Source organism: Mesorhizobium sp. C399B (assembly GCF_030323185.1).
In the GTDB taxonomy this organism is placed as follows: Bacteria; Pseudomonadota; Alphaproteobacteria; order Rhizobiales; family Rhizobiaceae; genus Mesorhizobium.
On the sequence record NZ_CP100472.1, the window covers coordinates 2,598,328 to 2,622,842 of the forward strand.

Genomic DNA, 24,515 nt, shown 5'->3' on the forward strand with positions numbered 1-24,515 from the left:
TCCATGAAAGGGTGTTTGCAAGTGCGAGTCCAGCCCCAGATGGAGGCCTGCCTGTCAGATCAGCGGCCGACGGCCTTCGCTTAGGCCCTCCCAGCGCGCGAGATCCTTCAGCCCCTCCCCGTCGATCACTTCGCAACCGCCGTCGCGCCAAGCGATCAGCTTGCGATCGATGAGCTTGCGGATCGTCTTGTTGGTGTGGACCAGCGACAGGCCGAGCGTATCGGCGACATGCTGCTGGGTAATCGGGATTTGCACCGGCGCCTTGCCGTTGAGCCCGACTGCCGCCGCGCGGCTGGCGATGAAGGCAATGAGATAGGCGGTGCGCTCGACCGCCGTGCGCCGACCGACGCTGAGCAGGTTCTCGTCCAGCATGCGCTCCTCGCGCGACGCCAGCCAGGTAATGTCGTAAGCAAGGCCCGGATGGTTGCGGTAGAGCTCGTGCAGGTTTTCACGCTCGAAGACGCACAACAGCATGGGCGACAGCGCCTCGACCGAGTGCTGCATTTCGCCCATCAGGCTGCCCTGCAGCCCGATAAGATCGCCGGGCATGGAGTAGTTCAGGATCTGGCGCCTGCCGTCCGACAATAGTTTGTAGCGGAAGGCCCAGCCCGAAAGCACGGTGTAGAGATGAGCACTTTGGCTGCCTTCGACCAGCACTGTGGCGCCCTTGTCGACGGCCAGTTCGCCCTTCTTGAACATGCTGACATAGGCAAGCTCCTGCTTCTCGAATTCCCGGAACACCGGCAATGGCCGAAGCGGGCAGATCTCGCATGGGTACTGACGGCTGGAAAACGAACGACCATTCTGGCCAGACATTTCGATCCCTCTTTCGAAAGTCTCTTGCCAGAGACTGAGTGCTACGCCTTTGCAAGGCCGCGGTTCCGCTGCCGATGGCATGTCTTTTTTAAATGACAGGATGGCAAATAGCGATCATGACTCGCTACACTCCACTGAGGCGAATTCGAAGCTCGCTTGTGGAGTAGAGCCGGTGGGCGAACTTTTCGGATTAAGGCCTGACCGATCCCCCAAGGTCCACGATGCGGTTGACTGGAGTCACGGTACCCGATGCTGCAAGAATTGAGGAGAGATTGCCAAGTGCCGCCATTGCTTGAGGGATTGCGAATTCTTGTCTTGGAGGATGAATTCCTGATCGCCATGGATGTCGAGCAGCTTTGCCGCGACCATGGCGCGAACGACGTAGTGATTGCCCGCGCTCTGGCCGAGATCGATGAGCAGAAGGTCGTTGGCGAGTTCGACGCCGCTATCGTGGACCTCATGCTGGGCGGAACGTCCACACTCGATTTCGCCGCGCGGCTGCGCCAATCGGGCCTGCCGTTTGTCTTTGCCTCCGGCTATTCGGACCCCGATGAGATCAAAGGGTCTTTTCCCGGCATCCGCCTGGTCACCAAGCCCTATTCGGGGACCGATCTCGTCGAGGCTCTGGCGGCGGCCTGCGGCCGCGCGCCAGTCTGAGATATCTTCGATGCGTATGTGTAGAGAGCCCAGGCCCGCAAACGGGGCCTCCGCCGTCAGGCAGCGTTTGAACCCGTCACCTGGGACGAGATCGCGTCCGGCCCGTATTCGTCTTCGCCGGAGATTTTGAGGATCTCCTGCAACCGCGTGCGGGCCCGGCTGACCCGGCTCTTGATCGTTCCGACCGCACAGCCGCAGATTTCGGCGGCCTCTTCATAGGAAAAGCCTGAAGCGCCGATGAGGATGATGGCTTCGCGCTGGTCCTCGGGGAGTTGCTCGAGCGCGCCGCGGAAATCCTTGAGGTCAAGCTGGCCGTGCTGAGCCGGATGAACGGCAAGCCTGGCCGTCATGATGCCGTCGCTGTCCTGCACCTCGCGGCCGCGCTTGCGCATCTGGGAATAGAACTCGTTGCGCAGGATGGTGAACAGCCATGCCTTGAGATTGGTGCCGGGCTGAAAGCTCTCATGCTTGTCCCAAGCCTTGACCAGCGTCTCCTGCACGAGATCGTCGGCCTTGTCGGCATTCTGCGTCAGCGACACGGCAAAAGCCCGCAGGCTCGGGATCGAGCCGAGCAGGTCGGTCTTGAACCCTTGTGAGACAGCTGCCATGCCTCAGTCCTTCTTCTGTGCGGGTTCGGCCTTTTCCAGTTGGCTGAGCAACTGGGCAAAGCGATCCGGCACATTGTCCGAGACCAGCTCGTCATAATACTGTTTGAGTTTACGGCCAATTTCCGAATTCGCCCCGAGCGGGTCGCCGGAATTGGCCCGGCGCCTGTCAGCGGCGCCAGCCAGCGTTTCTTTATTCATGTCCTTCATTTCGCCCTTAAATCCAGCCGCCCCGAGCCGCCCCATTACACAACGCAAAGCGGCCCCCTCGTCTGGTTGCCCATCGCACCACAAACGTCGCCCGTGCAGTTTCGTTCCACAAGTGTCGGAACTTTTTCGCAAAACCCGCGTTTGGGTGTTGGGGCTTGCAATCAGCTTGACCTGCAATCTATGCAATCACGTCATCTGAGGGAGACGTCTACCATGAGCCTTTCCGCAACCATCGCTCCGCACCTGCCGTTCCTGCGCCGCTTTTCACGCGCCGTATCCGGATCGCAGGAGAGTGGCGATGCGCTGGTCGCCGCGATGCTCGAAGCCATCATCGCCGACGTCGACATCTTCCCGCAAGCGTCAAGCGACCGCATCGCGCTCTACAAGGTATTCGCCAAACTGTTCACCTCCATTGCCATCCGCGTTCCGCAGGAGCAGGCGCAATCGGCATGGGAGCAGCGCGCCGCCGCCAATCTGAACGCCATTGCGCCACGGCCACGCCAGGCTTTCCTGCTGGTCGCGGTCGAAGGCTTCGGTGAAGACGAGGCAGCTGAAATTCTCGATGTCGACGCCAAGGAATTCTCCGAACTGCTTGCCCAGGCGAGCAACGAGATCTCTCGCCAGGTGGCGACCGATGTGCTGATCATCGAGGACGAGCCGCTGATCGCCATGGACATCGAGGAAATGGTCGAGAGCCTCGGCCACCACGTGGTCGGAACCGCGCGCACCCATACCGAGGCGGTGGCGATGTTCGGCAAGACAAGGCCGAAGATGGTGCTGGCCGACATTCAGCTTGCCGATGGCAGCTCGGGTATCGATGCGGTCAACGAAATCCTGTCGTCGACTTCGGTGCCGGTAATCTTCATCACCGCCTTCCCCGAACGTCTGCTGACCGGCGAGCGGCCTGAACCGGCCTTCCTCGTCACCAAGCCGTTCAATCCCGACATGGTCAAGGCGCTGATCAGCCAAGCGCTGTTCTTCGACCGGCAGGCCAAGGCCGCCGCGTGAAGTAGGGCCTTCAATCTCCAACTTTTCGCCGCCTCGCAGCGTTGGCGGCACTGGCGATCGCCTAACCCGGCGATCGGCGGCTGCCCGTCGCGCCGTATCGCGCTCACGCGCGCGAATCAATTCGCGTCCGGGCCTCTTCCAAAGACCTTCTTTTTCGGCAAATGGTGGAACAAACAGCAATCACTCACGTTCTTGATCCAGTATCGGAAGGAGACAGATCATGCTCTACTGGGCGCTCGTATTTCTCGTCGTGGCGATCATCGCCGGCGCGCTTGGTTTCGGCGGCATCGCCGGTACCTCGGCCGGTATCGCGCAAATATTGTTCTTCATCTTTCTCGCCTTCCTCGTCATTTCGCTTCTGGCCGGCCTGTTCAGACGGGCATCGTAGGAGCGGGCGAAGAACACTGGAAGCCGCACCCCTCAAACGGTTTCCAGCCACCGCCGGGCGATGTCCTCCAACGGGACATCGTCCGGCGGACCTTTTCTGGGGACCTACTCAGGAACTGAGTCCAAGTGAATCGTTCGGTCCTGATCAGGTGGACAGGTGATTGATGCGTTCCATTGGCGGAGGCGAGAGCGGACAGGGCGACGAGGTGATCGCACTGCACCCGGCTGAAAGCGGAATGCAGCTTGGCCGGGCCTTGCTTCACGCTCTGCACAATGCCGGCATTTCCGTCCTCTATCAGGATCGTGAATTGAAGACTGTATGGGCCCGCAACATGCGTGCGCCGTGGGTTTCCGACACAGCCGACAGCAACGGCGCGTTGCCACCGGCGCAAGCTGAGCAAATCGCCGCCGCCAAAAGCAATGTGATCGCTTCCGGCAATCCGGAACGCCTTGAACTGAGTGTTCCCACCGGTGATGGCATGCGCTGGTTCCAGGTATGGGTCGATGCCGATCGGGGCCATCGCGGCGACGTGCAGGGCGTCGTCACCACGATGGTGGAAACCACCGAGCAGAAACGCCGCGAACAGACGCTGAAGACGCTGTTGCGCGAAGTCAGCCACCGCTCCAAGAACCTGTTGGCCATCATCCAGAGTATTGCCACCCAGACCGGCCGCTATTCCGAGACACCCGACGATTTCCTGAAGCGCTTTCGCGGCCGCCTGCAGTCACTGGCTTCCTCCCAGGATCTGGTAACGTCGTCGAACTGGCGGGGTGCAGCACTTCGCGAGCTTATCCGCGGCCAGGTCGTTCGCTACGGCGCCGATCCCGCGCAGAGCCTGCGCTTCAATGGCGTCAACCCCTACCTCAATCCCAACGCGGCCATTCATATTGGACTGGCAATGCACGAACTCGCCGTCAATTCATTCAGCTACGGCGCCCTGGCGCGGCCGGACGGCTTTGTCGAGGTAACCGCCGATCTGTCGAACGTCGCAGAGGCCGCAGACAAGCCGGCTTTGTCGCTGACCTGGGTCGAGGCCATTGTCGCCAATGATAACAGGCGCACCGAGAAACGCTTCGGCAGCGTTGCCCTCGAACGTGTCGTGCCGGCATCGCTGAACGGCACGGCGACGCTGGAGATCACCAGTGACCGCCTCGAATATCGCCTCGTCGTTCCGCACGGCAATTTCGAAACCGAATGAGCGGCGGGATTCCTTAACCGGCTGTTCACCATAAAATCCGATGCTGTGGTTCCCAGAGATTGCTGGATCTTGACCGATTCAACCGATGTTTCGGCCGCAGCCTGCAACGCGAGTATGGGAGGAATGATCATGACGGTTGCCGATATGAACAGGCTGGAGCAGGCCGCCCGGGTGTCCATGAGCGGCTTTCAGGATCCTGACGCTTCAGCCTCGCCTTTGCAGCACGCCTGGCATCCCTTGCTTCGCGTCGCCGCTGTCGCGCTCGTCGCCGCTGTTGTGCTGATCGTGGCGTCGCAATTGGCCTGAGCCAGATGCTCAGGTTCACGCTGCTCCCAAGCAGCCTGGCTCAGAAGCTGTCCAGCTCGTAGCCGACCAATTATTAACGCCCCTTTCGGCACAGGAACTTTGACGGCTGTGGACCGTTCTTATGGCGAGAGGACGTATCGCCGTGGAACACATCGCCGCTTTGCTTTTGGTAATTGGCTGTTCGAACAACATGACCGAATGTCGTGAACTGCCGGTGCCGGTCAGTGTTTTCGAAACCGCCGAAGCATGCACGGCAGAACGTCCATTCGCTGCCGGCGACGTGCAGGGTCAGGCCGAGCACGTCGTTGCCAAATGTCTTACGGTCGACCCCGCGCTGGAGGATGATTACGACCAGATCGTCTGGAACGTGCGCCCGGACGGCACCCTCGACGCGTCTTTGCAGATTTCCAGTGTCGTGGTCGCGTCGAACGCCACGCGCCGCGAAAAAGACTCTCTTAGCCAACAATAAGATCGAGCGGGCAAAGGCTGCTGTTTCGTGCTAAATAGCGGCTGGAGCTTACTAAAGTGAGGACAAAAGTGAGGAGAGATTCTATGCGGAAATTGATTATTGCCATGGTTACGGTGGTCGCCGTCAGCGGCTGCAGCACGACCGAGCAGGATGTCGGTGTCGGCGCCGGTGTCGGTGCTTTGGCCGGCGGACTGATCGGCGGCGGCAAGGGTGCGCTGATCGGCGCAGCCGTTGGCGCCGGTTCCGGCCTGCTGGTGCGCAACCTGCGCAACGGCTATTGCCAGTATCGCGACAATCGCGGCCGGCTCTACACCGCTCGCTGCTGATCCGCTTCAAAAGCGTCAGACAATCGCGACGGAGACCGGTCAGCCGGTCTCCGTTTGTTTGACTGCATCAGGCTGCGGGATCCTGATTTCCACCGTAAGCCCATCGATGCGAAAATCTCGGGCAATCGTGCCGCGCAATTCGCGCGTGACATTGAGGTCGATCAGCTTGGTGCCGAAGCCGGTCTTCGCCGGCGCTTCGAGTTCCTTCTGCCCGGCCTCGCGCCAGTTCAGAACCAGCATCCGCTCGGACCCGCGCCCCTCGAACGACCAGTCGACCTTGAGCGCACCCAGGGAATTGCCGGCCTCGCCATATTTCAGCGCATTCGTCGCCAGTTCGTGAAAGGTCAGGCCAAGCGCCTGCGTCGTCCTCTCGTCGAGCAGCACCTGAGGCCCTGACAATATCCCTTCCGGAAGCTCCTTGCCGAACACCTGGCCGAGCTCGATGCGCAGCAGGTCGCCAAGATCGGCCTTCTGCCAGCGCGAACGCGTCAGCATATCCTGGGAAGCCGCCATTGCCTGCAGGCGGGCTGAGAAGGAAGTTGAGAACTCCTTCACGTCGGTTGCTTGCGCTGCCGTCTGGCGCGCAATCGCCAGCACCCGCGTGATCGAATTCTTGATCCGATGCTTCATCTCCTGCAGCATCAAATCCTTTTCGAGCAGGCTTTTTTCCGTCGTTTCATGCAGCAGCGACTTGGCGTCGTAGGCGCGCTCCTGGTAGCGCGCCACCAACGCGATGGCCCCCGCCAGAAGCAGGCCGAACAGCCCGAGCATGACCGGAATGGCGCGCGAGGACGGTTGCGAAAATGCACTTGTCGGCCGAAACAGCACCGTCCACGGCCGACCGGCGACGATGATCTTGCGCGTCACCAACAGCCTGTCGCCAAAGCTCGCAACCGGCGGCGTTTCCGACTGGAACAGAAGATTGTCGGCGTCGGCCGTGCCGTCATAGACCGCGGTGTTGACCGGCAGCAAAGGCGTGCGGCTGAGCGCGGTCTGGAACAGGTCGCGGGCGCGGAAGGCCGCGTAGAGAAGGCCTGATGTCGATGATCTGGACGCATTGATACCATCCGGCGCGGTTTCGACATTGAGCCTGACGAAGACCAGGAAACCGGTAAAGGTCTGCGCCGCGCCAGTGTCCTGGCCGAGCTGGACCAGACCGCTTGCGTGCTGTGCGTCATCGGCCATCGCTTTTTCGATCGCCTCGCGCCGCACCGGCTCGGTGAACATGTCGTAGCCGATGGTGGATTCGTTGGCAGGGTCGAGCGGCTCGAACAGCACGACGGGCGTGCGCCATGGCTGTGTCGTGTCCGGATAGACCGTGTGGGCGGCGCCGCGGTCGCGCAACATGTCGCGCTCGACCGCCGCTTCGTCACCGGTCTTGGCCAGCCTGAGATAGCCGATGCCGCGCAGGCCGGCGAAATTGTTATCGACATCGAGGGCGCTGAAGAAGGCCTTGAATTCGCTACCTGAAATCTCGCCATTGCGGGCGTCGAACAGCGCCTGCGTCGAGCGCAGCAGTGACAGATGCAGATCGATACGGCTTTCGATGCGGTTGAGCGCGTCGTCGGCCGTCGCCTCGAACTTGATGCGCGCCGCTTCCTGGGTCGCGAAATAGGCGAAGCCCGCCATCGTCAGGCTGATCAGTGCAACGGCAATGAAGGCAAGGATCGGGAAAAACTTCTTCAACGCAGGCCCATGGACGGTTCGGGACCTTTATGGGCAAGTCGCCGCGGCAAGACAATGGCGCGGCCAAGCCATAATGACAGCTGGCATATCATGCATATTTAGCCGGCTTATCGATCTCGAGCATCAGTGAACATGACAGCTGACGATAGCGTGGTCTCAGGCCGCGATCTTCAGCGCACCCGGACCGGGAATGGCGCCGGGCGGGCACTTTCCCAGGATGATCATGCCGAGCACTTCGTCCTGCGTCACATCGGTGGTGAGCGCGGTGCCGACGACCTGGCCGTTCTTCATTACGCAGACCCGGTCGGCAAGCTCGAACACGTCGTGAATGTCGTGGCTGATCAGGAAAATGCCGATGCCGTCGGCCTTGAGCTGCTTTACCAGTTCGCCGACCTGCGCCGTCTCCTGCGGCCCAAGCGCGGCCGTCGGTTCGTCCATGATCAGGATGCGGGCGTTGAACAGGATGGCGCGTGCGATCGCCACCGACTGGCGCTGGCCGCCCGATAGCTTGATCACGGGCTCCTTGAAGCGCTGGAAGCGCGGATTGAGCCGGCCCATCACCTTGCGCGCCTCGGCCTCCATGGCGACATCGTCGAGTGTCCCCCACGCGGTCATCAGTTCGCGGCCGAGGAAGAGGTTGGCGGCAGCGTCGACATTGTCGGCCAGCGCAAGCGTCTGGTAGATCGTTTCGATGCCGTATTTCTTGGCGTCGCGCGGATTGGAGATCGAGGCCTCCTGGCCGTTGACCAAGATCTGGCCGGCATCGCGCTTGTAGGCGCCCGACAGGATCTTGATCAGCGTCGACTTACCGGCGCCGTTGTGGCCAAGCAGCGCCACCACTTCGCCCGGGAAAAGATCGATGGACGCATCGTCGACGGCGCGAATGCCACCGAACGCGATCGAGATGTTGCGCATGTCGATCAGTGGCGTACCGGTGGGAGCAGTTTTTTCCATAATCGTTCCTCCCTAGACGCGCTTGCGGTAGACGGTGTCGAGCCAGACGGCGATGACCAGGACAGCGCCAACGACAATGCTCTGCAGCGGCGAGTCGATGCCGAGCAGCACCATGCCGGATTGCAGCGACTGCATCAGTAGCGCGCCGAGCATGGCGCCCATCACCGTTCCGGCGCCGCCCGCGAGCGACGTGCCGCCGATGACAGCGGCCGCGATCACCAAAAGCTCGTCCAGTGTGCCCAGCGCATTGGTTGACGCATTGAGACGGGCCGACGAGATCGCCGCGCTGATTGCAGCCAGCACACCCATGATCATGAACACCTTCATGGTCACCCAGCGCGTGTTGATGCCGGCGAGTTCCGCTGCCTCCGGATTGCCCCCGATGGCGAAGACATAGCGGCCGAAACGCGTGCGCTTGGTGATGAACGTCATGATGATGCCGACAATCACCGCCATCAGCACCGGTATGGCGATGCCATGCGCGATGAACAGCCCGCCTTCGGGAACGGTGATGCCGTTCTGCTGTGCGTACTGGCGCACGATGCCGATCGGCCATGGATAGGAATTGGCGATCCACACGGCGCCGAGGATGGCCGCGCAAGTGACCACGCCAAGCAGGGTCTCGGCCCAGACGGGGCGCAGTGGAAAGCTGAAGCGCTTGCGCTGTGAGCGACCGTTGAGCAGCGCGAAGGCGACCGCCGCGCAGGCGACGATGCCGACGATCCAGCTGGCAGCGGCGCCAATCGAGCCGCGTGGTCCGCCGCCCATCAGCTGGAAGGTGGCGTCGAGTGGCGCGACCGTGCGCCCGCTGGTGATGAGCCATGCCATGCCACGCCAGACCAGCAGGCCACCAAGCGTCACGATGAAGGCCGGAACCTGCATATAGGCGATGATGAAGCCCTGGAACGCGCCGATCAGCAGACCAAGCACCACGCCGGCGGCAAGCGCGACGACCCAGAGCCAGGGGTTTCCAAGCTGGAAGCCGATGACGCGAATCAGGAATTCGGCCTGTGCCACGCCCATGATCATGCCGATCACGCCTTCGACGGAGCCCACCGAAAGGTCGATGTTGCGCATGACGATGACCAGTACCATGCCGGTCGCCATGATCGCGACCGAGGACGTCTGCACCGACAGGTTCCAAAGATTGCGCGGCGTCAGGAAAAGCCCGCCCGACAGGATATGTATGCCGACCCAGATGACCAGCAGCGCGCCGACCATGCCGAGCATGCGCGTGTCGAGCTCGGTCGCTTTCAGGAACCGGGCGACCGCGCCGAGTTCAGACGCTCGTGCCGTATCGGCCTGCGGATTTGAGGTCGTGTCGGTCATGATGTCCTCCAGCGGCTTGCCGTCTGGCGCGGATGCCGGACCACAGCCTAGAAGTTTGCCGCCGATGGCGGAAACACACAATTCTCGTAGAGAAAACGCCGCGGCTTGACAGCCGCGGCGCCTCATTTCTTCAAGTCGTCGAGATCAGTTGCAAGCCGCGACGCTGCCGGCGGCGACGCCTGTGCAGACTTCGTCCTTCTTGATCCAGCCGGCGTCGATGACGACGTTGAGGTTGTCCTTGGTGATCGCGACGGGGGTCAGGAACAGCGACTTGACGGTGTTGCCGCCAGGCGTGGTGAAGTCCTTGGCGCCGGCAATGTCGCCCGTCTTCTTGCCATCGGCAAGCTGCGAGGCGATCTCGGCGGCGTTCTTGCCGAGTTCGCGCGCGTCTTTCCACACCGACACCGTCTGCGTGCCGAGCGCGATGCGGTTCAGGGCGGCATGGTCGCCGTCCTGGCCCGAGACCGGAACCGTTCCGGCAAGGCCCTGCGCCGTCAGCGCGGCGACAACGCCGCCGGCGGTGCCGTCATTGGCCGCAACCACGGCATCGACCTTGTTGTCATTGGCGGTCAGGAACTGTTCCATGTTCTTCTGGGCGTTGGCCGGCAGCCAGCCATCGGTATAGGCCTCGCCGACATTCTTGATCTTGCCCGAGTCGATGGCTTCCTTGAGCACTTCCATCGAGCCCGAGAACAGGAAATCGGCATTCGGATCCGAGCCCGAGCCCTTGATGAAGACATAGTTGCCTTCGGGCTTCGCCTTGAACACTTCGCGGGCCTGCATGCGGCCGACTTCCTTGTTGTCGAAGGTCAGGTAGAAGACGTCCTTGTTCTCGATCAGGCGATCATAGCCGACGACCGGAATGCCTTCGTCCAGCGCCTTCTGCACCGCCGGGCCGATGGCCGAGGCGTCCTGCGCCAGGATGATCAGCGAGTTGGCGCCCTGCGAGATCAGGCTTTCGACGTCGGTCAGCTGCTTGCCGGGATTGGACTGCGCGTCGGCCGAAATGTACTTGTCGCCGGCGGCTTCGATCGCCGTTTTCATCGCCGCCTCGTCGGTCTTCCAGCGCTCTTCCTGGAAGTTCGACCACGACACGCCGATGACCTTGTCCTTCGCCTGCGCGACCGACATCAGCGCCAGCGACATGGCGACACCCGCCAGCATGGCGGCTGCAAATCTGTTCATCATAATCCTCCCTGCGCCGCGTGCGGCGCGACAAAACTGGCCCGAGGGCCGGCACACAGAGGCGCTATTTTTTCGAGCCTCGAAAAAATACTGGTTCAATGATAACGCGCTGTCAACATCGATTCTGATGGATTCTGATGGCCGTGCCGAATTTTTTCGAGGTCCGCAATAAACAATGACAGGGCTGCCGGCGTCTGCCAATATTTGGCTGGTGCCGTCGAACGCCTTCACTATCATGAGGCGCGAGGAGGCCGGGAGGAAACAAATGTCGGTTGGAATCCGCCACGACGATCTGCGCCGTCGCAACCGTGCGATGGTGATTTCAGCCGTGCGCCGGGCCGGCCAGCCGTCGCGGACCGAGATTGCGGCGACCACCGGCCTCAGCCACTCGACCATATCGGCAATCTCGTCTGATCTGATTCAAGAAGGCATCCTGATTGAAGGCAAACCTGGCGAGACCGGCGCACTGAAACGCGGCCGGCCGCAGGTGGGCCTTGGTCTCAACCCGGAAGCGGCGGCGGTGATGACCGTCGTGCTGTCGCTCAATTTCCTGTCCGTCACCGTCATCGACTATGCCGGCCACGTCGTCGCCGAGGAACAGCGCCGGCTGGACACGCTGACCAAGCCGCGCGACGAGCTGATTGGCGAATGCGTAGCAATCGTCCGGCGGCGGCTTGAGGATCCCGACCTCGATGTCCAGAGCATCGCCCGCATTGCCATGGGCATCCAGGGCATCACCGATTCGCAGGCGCGCGCCATGCTGTGGTCGCCGATCACGCCACTGACCGACATTGCCTTCGCCGACATGTTGGAAGCGGAATTCGGCATTCCTGCCACCATGGAGAACGATTGCAACATGATGGCGGTGGCGCTGCAATGGCGCCAGCCCGAGCGCTACCGCGACAATTTTATCGCCATCCTCTTATCGCACGGCATCGGCATGGGCCTGGTGCTGAAAGGCGAACTGTTCACCGGCACCCATTCCTCGGGCGGCGAGTTCGGCCACATGATCCACCGTCCGGGCGGCGCGCTCTGCCGCTGCGGGCGGCGCGGCTGCGTGGAAGCCTATGCCGGAAACTACGCCATCTGGCGCAGCGCCAAAATGATGGGCGAGGATGCCGAGCCGGTCGATATCAGCGACGCTGATATGCGCGCACTCGCCGCGCGCGCCCGCGAAACCGACGGCCCGGAGCGCGAAGCCTATCGCAAGGCCGGCGAGGCGCTCGGCTTCGGCCTCGGCAGCCTGTTTGCGCTGATCGATCCGGCACCCGTCGCCATGGTCGGCGTCAGCGCCGCCGCCTTCGACCTGATCGAGCCGGCATTGCGCGAAGCGATCGCCCAGACCGCCGGCGGCCAGCACTCGAAATCGATCTCCTTCGACACCGAGCCCAACGAGCTGCCGCTGATCCGCGAAGGCTGTGCCATGCGCGCGCTCGGCTTCGTCGATCAGGAGATTTTCGCGCCGGGCATTCAGGCCAAATCCGGCAAGCATGTCGCCTGAATGGCCGGCAACGGCGCGACGCGCAGCATCCTAGTCTTCCCTGATCGCGTAGCCGGCGCCGCGAATGGTACGGATGACATCCGGCATGCGGCCGTTGTTGACCGCTTTGCGTAAGCGCCCGACATGGACGTCGACGGTTCGCTCGTCGATATAGATCGTCTCGCCCCAGACATTGTCGAGCAGTTGGCTGCGCGAGAACACGCGGCCGGGATGGCGCATCATGAATTCGAGCAGCCGGAACTCGGTCGGTCCGAGCCTGATCTCGCTCTTCTTGCGGTAGACACGGTGCGACTCGCGGTCGAGCACGATGTCGCCGACCTTGAGCACGCTGGACAGCACTTCCGGCTTGGCCCGGCGCAGCAGCGCCTTCACGCGCGCCATGAACTCCGGCGTCGAGAATGGCTTGACCAGATAGTCGTCGGCGCCGGTGGACAGGCCGCGCACGCGATCGCTTTCCTCACCGCGCGCGGTCAGCATGATGATCGGCAGCCGCTCGGTTTCGGGCCGCACTCTAAGCCGCCGGCAGAGCTCGATGCCGGAGACAGCCGGCACCATCCAGTCGAGCACCAGGAGATCGGGCACGTTTTCCTGCAGGCGGATCTCGGCCTCGTCCCCGCGTGTCACCACCTCGACCTGATAGCCTTCGGATTCGAGGTTGTAGCGGAGGAGCACGCCTAGCGGCTCCTCGTCCTCCACGACCATGATGCGTGGCGCGATCATAGGCAGTTCACCCTCATCAGGCCGGCGTGGCCATCGCCGTCTCGTCCTGCTTCGGACGATTGGCGGGCAATTGCTGGCCGGTCAGCACATAATACGCATTTTCGGCGATGTTGGTGACATGATCGCCGATGCGCTCAAGATTCTTGGCGCAGAACAAGAGATGCGTGCAGGCGGTGATGTTGCGAGGGTCTTCCATCATGTAGGTCAAAAGCTCACGAAACACGGACGTGTATTTGACGTCGATGCGCTCGTCGTCATTCCTGAGTTTTGCAAGAGCTGCCGCATCGGTGGCGGCATATTCCTCGACGACGCCTTGCACCTGGATCAGCACCAGTTGCGCCATGGCATCGATGGAGTGCGAGAGGTCGCGCGGCGTGACGCTCAAGCCCACGGTGCCGACGCGTTTGGCGATGTTCTTGGCGAGATCGCCGATGCGCTCGAGGTCGCCCGCCATGCGGATCGAGCCGACCACGGCGCGCAGATCGTTGGCCATCGGCTGGCGCTTGGCGATCAGCGTGATGGCGCGGTCGTCCAGTTCGCGCTGGCGCGCATCCATGATGGCGTCGTCGGAAACGACACGCTGTGCCAGCGCATTGTCCGAATTGAGCAGCGCCCTGGTCGAGCCGCTGACCATCGAGCCTGCCAGATCGCCCATGTCGCGGATCAGCTTGCTGATCTGCCCGAGCTCTTCATCGAAGGAGGCGACGGTATGTTCACCCATGATCTTGGTCCTCGTGCCTGAAAATTCACCCGCCGGACGGCTCAGCCGAAGCGGCCGGTAATGTAGTCCTGGGTGCGCTTGTCGTCGGGGTTGGTGAACATCTTGTCGGTGGCGCCCTCCTCGACGAGATAGCCGAGATGGAACATCGCCGTGCGCTGCGAGACGCGCGCCGCCTGCTGCATCGAATGGGTGACGATGACGATCGTGTAGTTCTGGCGCAGTTCGTCGATCAGCTCCTCGACACGGGCGGTGGCGATCGGATCGAGCGCCGAGCAGGGCTCGTCCATCAGGATCACCTCCGGCGACACGGCGATGGCGCGCGCGATGCACAGGCGCTGCTGCTGGCCGCCGGACAGGCCGGTGCCGGGCTCCTGCAGGCGGTCCTTGACCTCGTTCCAGATCGCAGCCTTCTTCAGGCTCTGCTCGACGATCTGGTCCATGTCGGACTTGCGCTTGGCCAGCCCATGGATGCGCGGGCCGTAGGCGACGTTCTCGTAGATCGACTTCGGGAACGGGTTGGGTTTCTGGAACACCATGCCGACGCGGGCGCGCAGTTCGACGACATCGATGTTCTTGTCGTAGATGTCGTCTTCATCGAGCGTGATCTTGCCGGTCACCCGCGCCGAATCGATGGTGTCGTTCATGCGGTTGAGGCAGCGCAGGAAGGTCGACTTGCCGCAGCCGGACGGGCCGATCAGCGCCGTCACCTGGTTCTGGCGGACGTCGAGATTGACGTCGAACAACGCCTGCTTCTCGCCATAGAACACGCCGACCTTGTCGCCGCGCATCTTGATGACTTCGTTCGACTTGGCGTTCATTTTGTCGCCCACTGCATTCTCAAGGGACTGTTCGGTCATGATGTTCATACCAAATTGCCTTTTTTCTACCAGCGCCGCTCGAACCGGCGCCGGAGCACGATCGCGGTGATGTTCATGGCCATGAGGAAGACGAGCAGGATGATGATGGCGCCGGACATGCGCTCGACAAAAGCGCGCTCAGCCTCGTTTGCCCACATATAGATCTGAACCGGCAGCGCGGTCGCCGGATCGAAAGGCGTCGTCGGATAATCGGCGACGAAAGCGACCATGCCGATCAAGAGCAGCGGTGCTGTCTCGCCGAGCGCACGCGCCAGGCCGATGATGGTGCCGGTAAGGATGCCTGGGGCGGCAAGCGGCAGGATGTGATGGAACACCATCTGCATCTTGGAGGCGCCGAGACCTAGGGCCGCCGAGCGGATAGACGGCGGCACCGCGGCGAGGGCGGCGCGCGTGGCGATGATTATGGTCGGCAATGTCATCAAGGTCAGCACCAGGCCGCCGACGAAGGAAGCCGAGCGCGGCATGCCGAGGAAGTTGATGAACACGGCAAGGCCAAGCAGACCGAAGACGATCGACGGCACCGCCGCGAGATTGTTGATGTTGACTTCGATCAGGTCCGTAAAGCGGTTCTTCTTGGCGAACTCCTCCAGATAGATGGAGGCGGCGACGCCGATCGGCAGCGCCAGCAACAGCACGATCACCATCATGTAGAACGAGCCGATGATCGCCACGCCCATGCCCGACGTTTCGGGCCGGCTGGAGGCGCCATAGGTGAACAGGCCGGTGTTGAAATGCTCGGCCATCACGCCGTCGGCTTTAAGCTTGTTCATCCAGTCGATCTGCTGGTTGGACACCTTGCGGCGCGCTTCATCGACGCCGAGGTCGATCTGGCCCTTGAAGGCCGAGTCGAGGTTCGCGGCAGCCAGGATGTCGACGTCACGCGTCCTGCCGATCACCGACGGATCGGCGGAGACGATGTCGCGCAGCTGGACGCGGGCGCCTTCCGACAGGAAGCCCTTGAGCTTCAGCATCATCGGCTTGTTGGCCGGATCGATGCCGAGCTTGGCCACCAGCGCGTTTTCGGCGAGCTTGGGATAGTTCGCCTTGATCAGCACGGTAGGGTCGGTCGCGCGCTTGCCGGAGGGATCGATCACCTTCTCGTCGAAGGTGACCGGCAGCGTCACCGTCGTCTGCCAGAAGGCGGTGTAGCCTTTCGAGACGATGGTGATCAGCATGATGGCCAGGAACGCCAGGCCCACCGAGATCGCAATCACGCCATAGATGCGGAACCGGCGTTCGGCGGCATAGCGCGCCTTCAGCCCGATGTCGCGGCGCGGTCGCGCGACGGCGCCCGCCATCGTGTCCAGGGGGATGTCGGTCATTCGTACTGCTCCCGGTACTTGCGCACGATGTAGAGGGCGACGATGTTCATCACCAGCGTCAGCGCGAACAGCGTCAGGCCGAGCGCGAAGGCGACCAGCGTCTGCGGCGAGTTGAACTCGAGGTCGCCGGTCAGCTGGTTGACGATCTTGACGGTGATGGTCGTCATCGCCTCGAACGGATTGGCCGTCAGATTGGCGGCGACGCCCGCCGCCAGCACGACGATCATCGTCTCGCCGATGGCGCGCGACGCCGTCAACAGGATGGCGCCGACGATGCCGGGCAGTGCCGCCGGCAGGATCACCCGCTTGATCGTCTCGGAGCGGGTGGCGCCGAGGCCGAGCGAGCCGTCACGCATTGCGCGCGGCACCGCGGTGATGATGTCGTCGGACAAAGAGGACACGACCGGGATCAGCATGACGCCCATCACCAGACCGGCGGTGAAGATGCTCTGGCCCTGGATGAAGGGCGAGCCGCCGGTGAGTGCCGCCGACAGGTCGCGCAAGAACGGTCCGAGCGTGACAACGGCGAAGATGCCGTAGACGATGGTCGGAATGCCGGCCAGCAGTTCCAACGCCGGCTTGACCACCGAGCGCACACCGCGCGAGGCATATTCGGACATGTAGACCGCCGACATCAGCCCGACCGGCACTGCGACCAGAAGCGCGACGGCGGCGATGTAGAGCGTGCCGGCGAGTAGCGGGATCAGGCCGAACTGACCCTGGCTGCCGCCGGAACCGGCGGCGGCGAAACGCGGATCCCACACCGTGCCGAAGAAGAAGCTCATCGGCGATACGCTCTCGAAGAAGGTGATCGTCTGGAACAGCATCGACAGCACGATGCCGACCGTGGTCAGGATGGCGATGGTCGAGGCCGCAAGCAGCCCCCACAGCATCAGCTTCTCGACATTGTTGCGCGCCCTGGCGCGCGGCGCGATCTGCCTCAGCGCATAGAAGGCGCCGGCGACCGACAGCGCGAAGGTCAGCACGGCGCCGAACAGGCCGAGCCGGTCCTGGACCTGGTTCGCCTCGACCGCGATCGGGATCATATAGTCCTGGGTGTCGCTGGCCAGTGCCACGCCCTTGGCGGCGAGCAGCGGCTGCAATTCGGCGAAAGTAGCGGGAAGTGCGGTATCGCCATCGAGCCGGCGCAGGCCCTTGGCCAGGCTCTTCACCAGGCTGGCGTCGAGCGCTTCGCTGGCCACCTTTGTGTCGGCGGTGCGCTCGGGCAAAGCGGCATGGATGTGCCGGTCGAGATAGAAGGAAGAGCCGATATCCCAGACGGCGAGCAGCAGGACGGCAGGCAGGACCGCGAGCAGAAAGGCCCACCAGCCATGATAATGCGCGCGCGAATGCGGCTTGACCTTGCCGGTATCCTGCGCCGCTGCGCGCTGGCGGCCGATCACAAAAGCGACCACGCCTATGGCGATGACTATGGCGAGTACGAGCAAGGACGACATCACCCACCCCAGGGAAAATTCAGATCGCCGCCACCGTTGCGGCAAGCGGCGAAATCAGGGCGCGGATTTGGTCCGCGCCCTGATCCGGTCGGTTGATTACATCGTCTTTCCGGCGGCGAAGGCGTCGCGCTGGCCCTGACGTTCGGCGTCGGGAGCGGAAACCAGGCCGTACTGGGCGAGCGGGCTTTCCGGGCCGATCATCTGGTCATCAAGGAAGAACTCGACATATTCCTTGAGGCCGGGAACGACGCCCAGATGCGCCTTCTTGACGTAGAAGAACAACGGCCGCGACACGGGGTACGTGCCATCGGCGATGGTCTGCGTCGAAGGCACGATGCCTTCCACGGTAGCGACCTTCAGCTTGTCGGCATTGTTCTCGTAGAAGGCGAGGCCGAACACGCCAACGCCGGTCTTGTTGGAGTCGATGCGGGCCAGCGTCTCGGTGTAGTCGCCATCGATGTCGACAGCCTTGCCGTCCTTGCGGATGGCGATGCAGGTCTTGCCGATTTCCTTGTCGTCGGCGATGCCGGCAGCCTTCAAAGCGGCCTTGTCGCAGCCGGCGTCGAGCAGCTTGGTCTCGAACACTTCACGGGTGCCGTGCTTCTCACCCGGGATATAGGCGGCGATATCCCAGTCGGGCAGCTTCGGATTGACCTGGTTCCACTTGGTGTTCGGGTTGTCGACCAGCTTGCCGTCGACCACCAGCTTGGCGGCGAGCGCCTTGTAGATGTCGGCGGGAACCAGCGCCCAGTCCGGACCCTTGATGTCGGTGGCAAAGACGATGCCGTCATAGCCGATGCGGACTTCCTGGACGTCCTTGACGCCGGCGTCGGCGCAGGACTTCAGCTCGTCCTTCTTGATCGGGCGCGAGGAGTTGGCGATATCGATCGTGTCTTCGCCGACGCCCTTGCAGAACTCCTTGATGCCGGCGCCGCTGCCGCCGGACTCGACCACCGGGGTCTTGAAGTTGGTGAAGGTTTCGCCGAACTGCTCGGAGACGATCTTGGCGTAAGGCAGCACGGTCGACGAACCGGCGACCTGGATCTGGTCACGCGCAGCGGCGACACCGGACGATGCGGCGAACGCTACCGCCACGGCCAATGCCGTAACGAGGAATTTCTTCATGTGGCCTGCTCCTGTTCGGAAGATGGTCTCTTGGCGCCCTCTTCAAACCGGCGCCCGCTGAGGCCAATAGCCTTCGATTATTACAGTCGCATGACAGTTTCGTGTCAGCCCGGTAACGTCGCACAGACGTCTTGTGGGCCGCACCCTTTAAGCCGGTTTGTGGGAATGGAAGTTGCCGCTGGAATCAGACGCTTGCGCAATTCGTGCTGGCATCAAGTCCCGGCACACCGCAGGCCGCGATGCCGAGAAAGAAAAACCGGACGGGAGCGCGTTGCCCGTGACCAGAGCGAATCTTGGCCGAGCCATCGCCAAAAACAGGTCCGTTGGGGTAGATTCGACGCTGTTTCTTGTCGGCGGTCGCTTGCTCCCGCCCGTAACTGAATGAGCGGTTTCGTTGCGACCATTGTCCTGACTGGGCGCCAGCTTTGATATGGTGCGATCGCACCATATCCTTGGCTGTTGCGGCGCGGCCGAATCCCGGCGGCGCCGCAGGTTGCTATCCAGCGTCTCGTTGGGCTTCGCCTGATATGCCGACCCAGCGCTCGACCTTTTCGAGCAGCGCCCTGGGGCTGATCGGCTTGGGCAGATAGTCGTCCATGCCGGCTTCCAGGCAGCGCTCACGGTCGCCCTTCAAGGCATGCGCGGTGACGCCGACGATCGGGATATGCATACCCGTATGTTCTTCCAGCCGGCGAATTGCGGCGGTGGCCTCGAGCCCGTTCATCTCCGGCATCGAGACGTCCATCAGGATCATGCGCGGATTAAGCCGGCCGAAGGCGTCGAGCGCCTTGCGGCCGTTGCCGACGATTTCGAAACTGTAGCCGGTTTCGCCGATTATCTGGGTGAACACCATCTGGTTCACCTCATTGTCCTCGGCAACGAGAATGTCGAGCCGGCGTTCATCCCCGGCGGCCCGGGCGCGGGCACGAACCGGCGGCGGTTGCAGCAAGGCGCGTTCCGATGCAGCGAGCGGCGGCTTTGCCGGCGACGGTTCGTTCCTGCCGCCGCCGGAACCGCTGCTTGCCGCCGGCAGCACACGGCCGTCCGTGATATTGTGATGGTGCCGCTGGATGGTGGCGACCAGCGTTTCCAGAAGCACCGAGGAACGCGCCGGCTTGATCAGCTGGGCGTCGATGCCGAGATCGCGATAGCTGGTGTTGGCGAGCGACTGGTCGACCGAGGTCAGCATGATGATCGGCGTGTCGGCCAGCCCTGCGGTGTTGCGCACGACGCGCGCCATCTCGGCGCCGCTCATCCCCGGCATCTGATAATCGAGCACGACGCAATCGACCGGCACGCCGTAGGCTGCCGCGGCGACCAGCACCTTGAGCCCTTCGGGTCCGCTTTCGGCGGCGCAGGAATCGAAGGTCCATGACGCCATCTGCTCGCTCAGGATCGATCGGTTGACGGCATTGTCGTCGACGATCAGCACCCGTGAGCCGGTCACGTCGACCGGCATGATCCGCCGTCCGGTCTGTTCCTCGGCCCTGGGCAATGTCACGGTGAACCAGAAGGTCGAGCCCTTGCCTTCGGCGCTCTCGACACCGATCTCGCCGCCCATCAACTCGACCAGCCGCGAGGTGATGGCGAGCCCGAGCCCTGTGCCTTCGTGGCGTCTGGTCGACGAGGTGTCGGCCTGACTGAATTTTTCGAAGACGAGCTTCAGTTTCTGCTGCGGAATGCCGATGCCGGTGTCGGTGACCGAAACGGTAAGCTTTGTCCCCGTCGGCCCCCTTTGTCCGGTCACGTCGACCAGCACGTGGCCTTCGTCGGTAAACTTCACCGCGTTGCCGACCAGATTGGTGACGATCTGCCTCATGCGACCGACATCGCCGACGAACAGGCTTTCCAGGCCCGGCTCGACGCGCACGATGAGCTCGAGGTCCTTCTCCTTGGCGCGCGTCGATATCAGCGTCGCCACATCCTCGATTGCTTCGGGCAGGTTGAAGGGCGCAGGGTCGAGCACCAGCTGTCCGGCATCGATCTTGGAGAAGTCCAGTATGTCGTTGATGATGGTCAAGAGCGCGTTACCCGACTTGACGATGATATCGGTGAACGTCTTCTGCTTGGGATCGAGGTCGGATTTGGCCAGCAACTCGGCCATGCCGAGTACGCCGTTCATCGGCGTGCGGATCTCGTGGCTCATATTGGCCAGGAATTCCGACTTGGCGCGGTCGGCCAGCACGGCGCGCTGGCGCGCCTCGCGCAGTTCGGCCTCGCGCAGCTTCAGTTCGGTGATGTCGGTGGTCGACCCAATCAGATAGAGCGAACCGTCGGACGCGATCATCGCGCCCTTGCGGGCGAACTGGTGGCGCACGCTGCCGTCGGCAAGCGTCACCGTTTCCTCGATCTCCTGTGTATCGCCTGTGCGCAGCACGGCGAGATCGCTGTTGACGAAGGCTTCGCCGTCTTCGCCGAAAATCTCGATGTCCGTCTTGCCGATCGCGTCTTCCCTGCGGAGGCCGGTGAGGTCGCACCAGCCCTTGTTGACGTAGAACTGCCTGAGGTCGGAGCGCTTGGCGTAGATCGACACCGGCACGTTGTCGATGAGATTGCGGAACACCTCGTTCTCGCGCATGCTCTCTTCCAGCGCCTGCTCGCGCGCCTTGACGTCGGTGATGTCGGTGCTGGAGCCGACAAGGTGCACCGACCCATCGAGCGCCACCAGCCGGCTCTTGCGCGTCATCAATTGCCGCACCGTGCCGTCGCGATGGGTAACGGGCTCCTCGATCTCGCGGCCGCGGCCGGTGACGACGACCTCGGTGTCGTCATGGGTGTAGGTTTCGGCGTCGTCGATGCCGAAAAGCTGGAGATCGGTCCGGCCGATGACTTCCTCCTTGGGGATGCCGGTCAGCGCGCACCAGGCCTTGTTGACGAATTCCATGCTCAGATCCTGCGCCTTGATGAAGGCGGCGACCGGCAGTTCGTCCATGACGTGGCGGAACAGGTCGATCTGGCGCATGCTTTCCTGCAGCGCCTTTTCGCGGCTCTTGATCTCCGAGATGTCGACGCGCACGCCGATGAAGGTGCCGTCCTCGGTGCGCATATCGTAGACCTGATACCAGCGGCCGTCCGCATTGAGGCGCTCATAGGACGAGTTGGGCAGGCGATAGCGGGCGAGGATGGCATTGAGCCAGACATCGGGGTCGCCTTCATAGAGCCTATCGATTTCTCGATCGCCGCTCGATCGGAAATAGCCGACCGAATGTCCGAGTTCCAGGGCCTCGCGGAAGCTGCGGCCGGGCTGCCATGCCGGTTTCAGCTCCGGCAGCGTGTCCTGCAGCTTGCGGTTTGCAAAGACGAACTTGTCGTCGCGGTCATAGATGATGACGGCCGCCGGCAGCGACTCCAGCACCGTGGTGAGGTTCTTGCGGGCGTCCTCGGCTTCGGTCTCGCGGCGCTTCATGTCGGAGATGTCGAACAGGAAACCGGCGACATAGTTGCGGCCGCTGGGCATGCCGACGCGGTTCTTGCGCACGATGCGCGAGCGGCTGGCGCCCTCGGCGTCGAAAGTCTCCTCGACCTCGTAGGGCGTGCCGGTCGCCAGCACGGCGCGTTCGCTGTCTTCGAATTGGGCGGCGTCCTTTTGCTTGAGGAAGTCGCCGCCGGGCCTGCCCAGCATCGCTTGCGGGCTCTGTCCGAACAGTGCCGAAAACGCCTCATTGACGAAGACGAAACGCAGATTGTCGTCCTTGACGAAGATCGGATCCTTGACGCCGTTGATCACCGCCTCGGCCAGCCGCGATTTCTCCAGCGCTAGGGCGAGTTCAGCCTCGCGATCTTTCATGTTGGTGACGTCGACATAGGAGATCAGCCTTTTGCCGCCGGCGAGCGGCGCCAGCGATGCAATCAGCGTACGGCCGTCATTGCGTGGCAATTGCCTGGAGCCCACCAGGCCGGCCGAGATTTCTGCTTCGCGCTCGGCGATGTGGCCCTGCCATTCGGCATCGTCAGCACCGTACGGGTCCATATCGCGGCTGGCCTGCATCAGTTCGCGGAAGCCGCAGCCGATGCCGGCGCGTCGGGGATCGATTTCCCAGAAATCATAGAAGGCGCGGTTGATCACCTCCGCGCGCATGTCCGCATCAAGGACGAGCACGCCGATCGGCATCTGGTCGACCATCGTGCGAAGATTGGCGAAGGTCTCCGTAATTTTGGCGTTGGCACTCTCGATCTCTGCGTCGCGACGCTTGAGCTCGGAGACGTCGTAGTAGGTCAACAGCCGCTTGCCGCCGGACAATGCCGTCACGGAGAACATCATCGTCCTGCCATTGGCATGGAGAAATTCGCGTGGCGCAACCGAGCCGGCGCTGATCTCCTCGATTCGGGTGGCGAGGTAGTGCTGCCACTGCTGTCCATCGAGATCGCCGTAGATGCCGTTGCGGCGGTTGAGTTCCATCAACAGGCTGAACGGCGCGCCGACCGTGACGGCGCCGTCGGGAATCCTGGAGAGCTCGCGATAGGCCTTGTTGACGATGAGCGTGTCGAACTTCGCGTCAAGCACCACGACGCCCATATGCATGGCATCCATTGTCCGCTCGAGATCGGCGAGGTGCTGCGTAGCCTCGCCGGCCGGCGGATCGCTCTCGTCCTGCCGCAGTTCGTCCAGCGCACCGGCCAGTGCCGTGACGTTGCGGCCGATGCCGCGATAGCCGATAAATTCGCCTTCGCCGTCGAACCGCGGGGAACCGGTGATCGAAACCCAGCGGCAGCCGGGACGGCCGCCCTTCAACTCATAAACAAAGTCGCGAAACGGCCGATGCGCCTGCAGATCCTCCAGATGCGCGGCGGCGTGTCGATTGCCGTGCACCATCTGCTTGAGGAAATCGAAGCGGAAACGGCCAAGAATGCTGGCGGGATCGATGCCGGTGGCGGCCTGGTAGTTCTCCGAAAGCCAGGAAAAGCGCAGCTCGGCGTCGGTCTCCCAGACCCAGTCGGCGCCGGCCCCGACCAGTTCGCGCAGCGCTTCGGGCGAACCCCCGACGGACGTATCCTCGCCGTTCACCACCCCTTTTCGGGAACCGCGTCCGCCGCGTGTTCCAACAGTCCCGTCAGCCATCCCGTTCCCACCCCGAAAGCCAAGGCCGAACCCCCTCAGCGGTTCGCCGGCGGAATGTGCCCGAGAAGCATTAATGATCCGCTAACCATAACCAATCCAGACTGCGGCCAGAGCCACATTGCCCTGCGGTATTCCGCCGGTTGTCGGCGGAACCCCGGCCGGGCTATAAGTCGGCGGGGGTGTTGCTGATGACCGGTTGGATCGTGCCTTGTTTCCTGTGCCTGGCGCTGCTTGCGGGCAGCGGCTGCGCACGCAGCTATGACGGCACGGTGGTGATCCCGAAGCCGCTCGATATCAGGCGGGTCTGGGATCGCGATCCGTCGCAGACTGAGGCCAGCCGGATGCAGGCGGCAGCCGGTGTGTTTCCGACGCCGCCGCCGCAGGAGCCCTACCGGCCCGCGGCACGCAGGCACACAACACAAATAGCTGCGCCAAGGCGGCACGTCAGGTCCAGCCCGCCCAGCATGGCTTCCGAACCGGCCAATCCGCTCACCTGCAAGAATGTCAGCGAACCAGGCAAACGCTACAGGATGGTTTGCGAATAGCTGGTACTAGAGCAATTCCAGGAAAAGTGTGAAACGGTTTTCCGTCCGGA

Annotated in this window: 23 protein-coding genes; 9 read left to right on the top strand and 14 right to left on the bottom strand. The window is 62.7% G+C overall.

Annotation, left to right across the window (positions count from 1 at the left end):
• Positions 1-54: 54 nt before the first annotated feature.
• Positions 55-816, bottom strand: coding sequence for a Crp/Fnr family transcriptional regulator (locus tag NLY36_RS12320; RefSeq protein WP_023670093.1), 762 nt, complete (start codon positions 814-816; stop codon positions 55-57).
• 279 nt (positions 817-1,095) lie between these two features.
• Here NLY36_RS12320 and NLY36_RS12325 point away from each other — a divergent pair, with 279 nt between their 5' ends.
• On the top strand, positions 1,096-1,473 hold the full coding sequence (locus NLY36_RS12325) for a response regulator (RefSeq protein WP_023670094.1): 378 nt from the start codon (positions 1,096-1,098) through the stop codon (positions 1,471-1,473).
• A 56-nt stretch (positions 1,474-1,529) separates the two neighbouring features.
• Here NLY36_RS12325 and NLY36_RS12330 read toward each other — a convergent pair whose 3' ends face one another.
• Both NLY36_RS12330 and NLY36_RS12335 read right to left on the bottom strand, forming a co-directional pair.
• Positions 1,530-2,081, bottom strand: coding sequence for a sigma-70 family RNA polymerase sigma factor (locus NLY36_RS12330; protein WP_023670095.1), 552 nt, complete (start codon positions 2,079-2,081; stop codon positions 1,530-1,532).
• Between the two features lie 3 nt (positions 2,082-2,084).
• On the bottom strand, positions 2,085-2,288 hold the full coding sequence (locus NLY36_RS12335; RefSeq protein WP_023670096.1) for a NepR family anti-sigma factor: 204 nt from the start codon (positions 2,286-2,288) through the stop codon (positions 2,085-2,087).
• 213 nt (positions 2,289-2,501) lie between these two features.
• Between NLY36_RS12335 and NLY36_RS12340 the strand changes: the two genes are divergently transcribed.
• From NLY36_RS12340 to NLY36_RS12365, 6 genes are all read left to right on the top strand, one after another.
• Entirely contained in the window at positions 2,502-3,296 is a 795-nt protein-coding gene (locus NLY36_RS12340) for a response regulator (RefSeq protein WP_023670097.1), read from the top strand.
• A gap of 220 nt (positions 3,297-3,516) precedes the next feature.
• Positions 3,517-3,684: a DUF1328 domain-containing protein gene (locus NLY36_RS12345; RefSeq protein WP_023670098.1), complete on the top strand. Its 168-nt coding sequence runs from the start codon at positions 3,517-3,519 to the stop codon at positions 3,682-3,684.
• A gap of 163 nt (positions 3,685-3,847) precedes the next feature.
• Positions 3,848-4,882 carry a sensor histidine kinase gene (locus NLY36_RS12350; protein ID WP_023670099.1) on the top strand — a complete coding sequence of 345 codons (1,035 nt, stop codon included), beginning with the start codon at positions 3,848-3,850 and terminating at the stop codon, positions 4,880-4,882.
• A gap of 129 nt (positions 4,883-5,011) precedes the next feature.
• Positions 5,012-5,188, top strand: coding sequence for a hypothetical protein (locus NLY36_RS12355; protein WP_023670100.1), 177 nt, complete (start codon positions 5,012-5,014; stop codon positions 5,186-5,188).
• 142 nt (positions 5,189-5,330) lie between these two features.
• On the top strand, positions 5,331-5,657 hold the full coding sequence (locus NLY36_RS12360) for a hypothetical protein (RefSeq protein ID WP_023670101.1): 327 nt from the start codon (positions 5,331-5,333) through the stop codon (positions 5,655-5,657).
• An 83-nt stretch (positions 5,658-5,740) separates the two neighbouring features.
• Positions 5,741-5,983: a YMGG-like glycine zipper-containing protein gene (locus NLY36_RS12365; RefSeq protein ID WP_023683965.1), complete on the top strand. Its 243-nt coding sequence runs from the start codon at positions 5,741-5,743 to the stop codon at positions 5,981-5,983.
• Between the two features lie 39 nt (positions 5,984-6,022).
• Here the strand turns inward: NLY36_RS12365 and NLY36_RS12370 are convergent, their stop codons facing one another.
• The 4 genes from NLY36_RS12370 to xylF form a co-directional block, all read right to left on the bottom strand.
• Entirely contained in the window at positions 6,023-7,669 is a 1,647-nt protein-coding gene (locus NLY36_RS12370) for a CHASE domain-containing protein (protein WP_023735214.1), read from the bottom strand.
• A gap of 156 nt (positions 7,670-7,825) precedes the next feature.
• A complete protein-coding gene (locus tag NLY36_RS12375) occupies positions 7,826-8,623 on the bottom strand; it encodes an ATP-binding cassette domain-containing protein (RefSeq protein ID WP_023683966.1) in 798 nt (265 codons plus the stop codon).
• A 12-nt stretch (positions 8,624-8,635) separates the two neighbouring features.
• Positions 8,636-9,952, bottom strand: coding sequence for a sugar ABC transporter permease (locus tag NLY36_RS12380; protein WP_023683967.1), 1,317 nt, complete (start codon positions 9,950-9,952; stop codon positions 8,636-8,638).
• 144 nt (positions 9,953-10,096) lie between these two features.
• On the bottom strand, positions 10,097-11,137 hold the full coding sequence (xylF, locus tag NLY36_RS12385; protein ID WP_023683968.1) for a D-xylose ABC transporter substrate-binding protein: 1,041 nt from the start codon (positions 11,135-11,137) through the stop codon (positions 10,097-10,099).
• 265 nt (positions 11,138-11,402) lie between these two features.
• Between xylF and NLY36_RS12390 the strand changes: the two genes are divergently transcribed.
• Positions 11,403-12,638 carry an ROK family protein gene (locus NLY36_RS12390; protein WP_023735215.1) on the top strand — a complete coding sequence of 412 codons (1,236 nt, stop codon included), beginning with the start codon at positions 11,403-11,405 and terminating at the stop codon, positions 12,636-12,638.
• Positions 12,639-12,668: 30 nt separating this feature from the next.
• Here NLY36_RS12390 and phoB read toward each other — a convergent pair whose 3' ends face one another.
• The 7 genes from phoB to NLY36_RS12425 all read right to left on the bottom strand — a co-directional run bounded on the left by phoB (position 12,669) and on the right by NLY36_RS12425 (position 23,866).
• A complete protein-coding gene (gene phoB, locus NLY36_RS12395; protein ID WP_023822590.1) occupies positions 12,669-13,358 on the bottom strand; it encodes a phosphate regulon transcriptional regulator PhoB in 690 nt (229 codons plus the stop codon).
• Positions 13,359-13,374: 16 nt separating this feature from the next.
• Positions 13,375-14,079 carry a phosphate signaling complex protein PhoU gene (gene phoU / locus NLY36_RS12400; RefSeq protein ID WP_023670109.1) on the bottom strand — a complete coding sequence of 235 codons (705 nt, stop codon included), beginning with the start codon at positions 14,077-14,079 and terminating at the stop codon, positions 13,375-13,377.
• Positions 14,080-14,120: 41 nt separating this feature from the next.
• On the bottom strand, positions 14,121-14,945 hold the full coding sequence (pstB, locus tag NLY36_RS12405; protein ID WP_023670110.1) for a phosphate ABC transporter ATP-binding protein PstB: 825 nt from the start codon (positions 14,943-14,945) through the stop codon (positions 14,121-14,123).
• A 17-nt stretch (positions 14,946-14,962) separates the two neighbouring features.
• On the bottom strand, positions 14,963-16,279 hold the full coding sequence (gene pstA / locus NLY36_RS12410) for a phosphate ABC transporter permease PstA (RefSeq protein ID WP_023683971.1): 1,317 nt from the start codon (positions 16,277-16,279) through the stop codon (positions 14,963-14,965).
• A complete protein-coding gene (gene pstC / locus NLY36_RS12415) occupies positions 16,276-17,736 on the bottom strand; it encodes a phosphate ABC transporter permease subunit PstC (protein ID WP_023706293.1) in 1,461 nt (486 codons plus the stop codon). Before pstC ends, pstA begins: the two co-directional genes overlap by 4 nt.
• A 96-nt stretch (positions 17,737-17,832) precedes the next feature.
• Positions 17,833-18,861 (bottom strand): substrate-binding domain-containing protein, encoded by a 1,029-nt coding sequence (locus NLY36_RS12420; RefSeq protein ID WP_023735216.1) that lies wholly within the window; start codon positions 18,859-18,861, stop codon positions 17,833-17,835.
• A gap of 496 nt (positions 18,862-19,357) precedes the next feature.
• The gene (locus NLY36_RS12425) at positions 19,358-23,866 is read right to left on the bottom strand and encodes a PAS domain-containing hybrid sensor histidine kinase/response regulator (protein WP_023735217.1); all 4,509 of its coding nucleotides are present in this window, start codon (positions 23,864-23,866) and stop codon (positions 19,358-19,360) included.
• A 242-nt stretch (positions 23,867-24,108) separates the two neighbouring features.
• On the opposite strand from NLY36_RS12425, the gene NLY36_RS12430 reads away from it, so the two are divergent.
• The gene (locus NLY36_RS12430; protein ID WP_023693676.1) at positions 24,109-24,465 is read left to right on the top strand and encodes a hypothetical protein; all 357 of its coding nucleotides are present in this window, start codon (positions 24,109-24,111) and stop codon (positions 24,463-24,465) included.
• Positions 24,466-24,515 lie beyond the last annotated feature (50 nt).

Bases quoted from the DNA above. Each gene is read 5' to 3' on its own strand.
- NLY36_RS12390 (WP_023735215.1), top strand. From the start codon at position 11,403: ATGTCGGTTGGAATCCGCCACGACGATCTGCGCCGTCGCAACCGTGCG.
- NLY36_RS12375 (WP_023683966.1), bottom strand. From the start codon at position 8,623: ATGGAAAAAACTGCTCCCACCGGTACGCCACTGATCGACATGCGCAAC.
- NLY36_RS12335 (WP_023670096.1), bottom strand. From the start codon at position 2,288: ATGAAGGACATGAATAAAGAAACGCTGGCTGGCGCCGCTGACAGGCGC.
- NLY36_RS12340 (WP_023670097.1), top strand. From the start codon at position 2,502: ATGAGCCTTTCCGCAACCATCGCTCCGCACCTGCCGTTCCTGCGCCGC.
- NLY36_RS12430 (WP_023693676.1), top strand. From the start codon at position 24,109: ATGACCGGTTGGATCGTGCCTTGTTTCCTGTGCCTGGCGCTGCTTGCG.
- pstA (WP_023683971.1), bottom strand. From the start codon at position 16,279: ATGACCGACATCCCCCTGGACACGATGGCGGGCGCCGTCGCGCGACCG.
- NLY36_RS12330 (WP_023670095.1), bottom strand. From the start codon at position 2,081: ATGGCAGCTGTCTCACAAGGGTTCAAGACCGACCTGCTCGGCTCGATC.
- NLY36_RS12350 (WP_023670099.1), top strand. From the start codon at position 3,848: ATGCGTTCCATTGGCGGAGGCGAGAGCGGACAGGGCGACGAGGTGATC.
- phoU (WP_023670109.1), bottom strand. From the start codon at position 14,079: ATGGGTGAACATACCGTCGCCTCCTTCGATGAAGAGCTCGGGCAGATC.
- pstB (WP_023670110.1), bottom strand. From the start codon at position 14,945: ATGAACATCATGACCGAACAGTCCCTTGAGAATGCAGTGGGCGACAAA.
- NLY36_RS12345 (WP_023670098.1), top strand. From the start codon at position 3,517: ATGCTCTACTGGGCGCTCGTATTTCTCGTCGTGGCGATCATCGCCGGC.
- NLY36_RS12320 (WP_023670093.1), bottom strand. From the start codon at position 816: ATGTCTGGCCAGAATGGTCGTTCGTTTTCCAGCCGTCAGTACCCATGC.
- NLY36_RS12365 (WP_023683965.1), top strand. From the start codon at position 5,741: ATGCGGAAATTGATTATTGCCATGGTTACGGTGGTCGCCGTCAGCGGC.
- NLY36_RS12380 (WP_023683967.1), bottom strand. From the start codon at position 9,952: ATGACCGACACGACCTCAAATCCGCAGGCCGATACGGCACGAGCGTCT.
- phoB (WP_023822590.1), bottom strand. From the start codon at position 13,358: ATGATCGCGCCACGCATCATGGTCGTGGAGGACGAGGAGCCGCTAGGC.
- NLY36_RS12355 (WP_023670100.1), top strand. From the start codon at position 5,012: ATGACGGTTGCCGATATGAACAGGCTGGAGCAGGCCGCCCGGGTGTCC.
- NLY36_RS12420 (WP_023735216.1), bottom strand. From the start codon at position 18,861: ATGAAGAAATTCCTCGTTACGGCATTGGCCGTGGCGGTAGCGTTCGCC.
- xylF (WP_023683968.1), bottom strand. From the start codon at position 11,137: ATGAACAGATTTGCAGCCGCCATGCTGGCGGGTGTCGCCATGTCGCTG.
- pstC (WP_023706293.1), bottom strand. From the start codon at position 17,736: ATGTCGTCCTTGCTCGTACTCGCCATAGTCATCGCCATAGGCGTGGTC.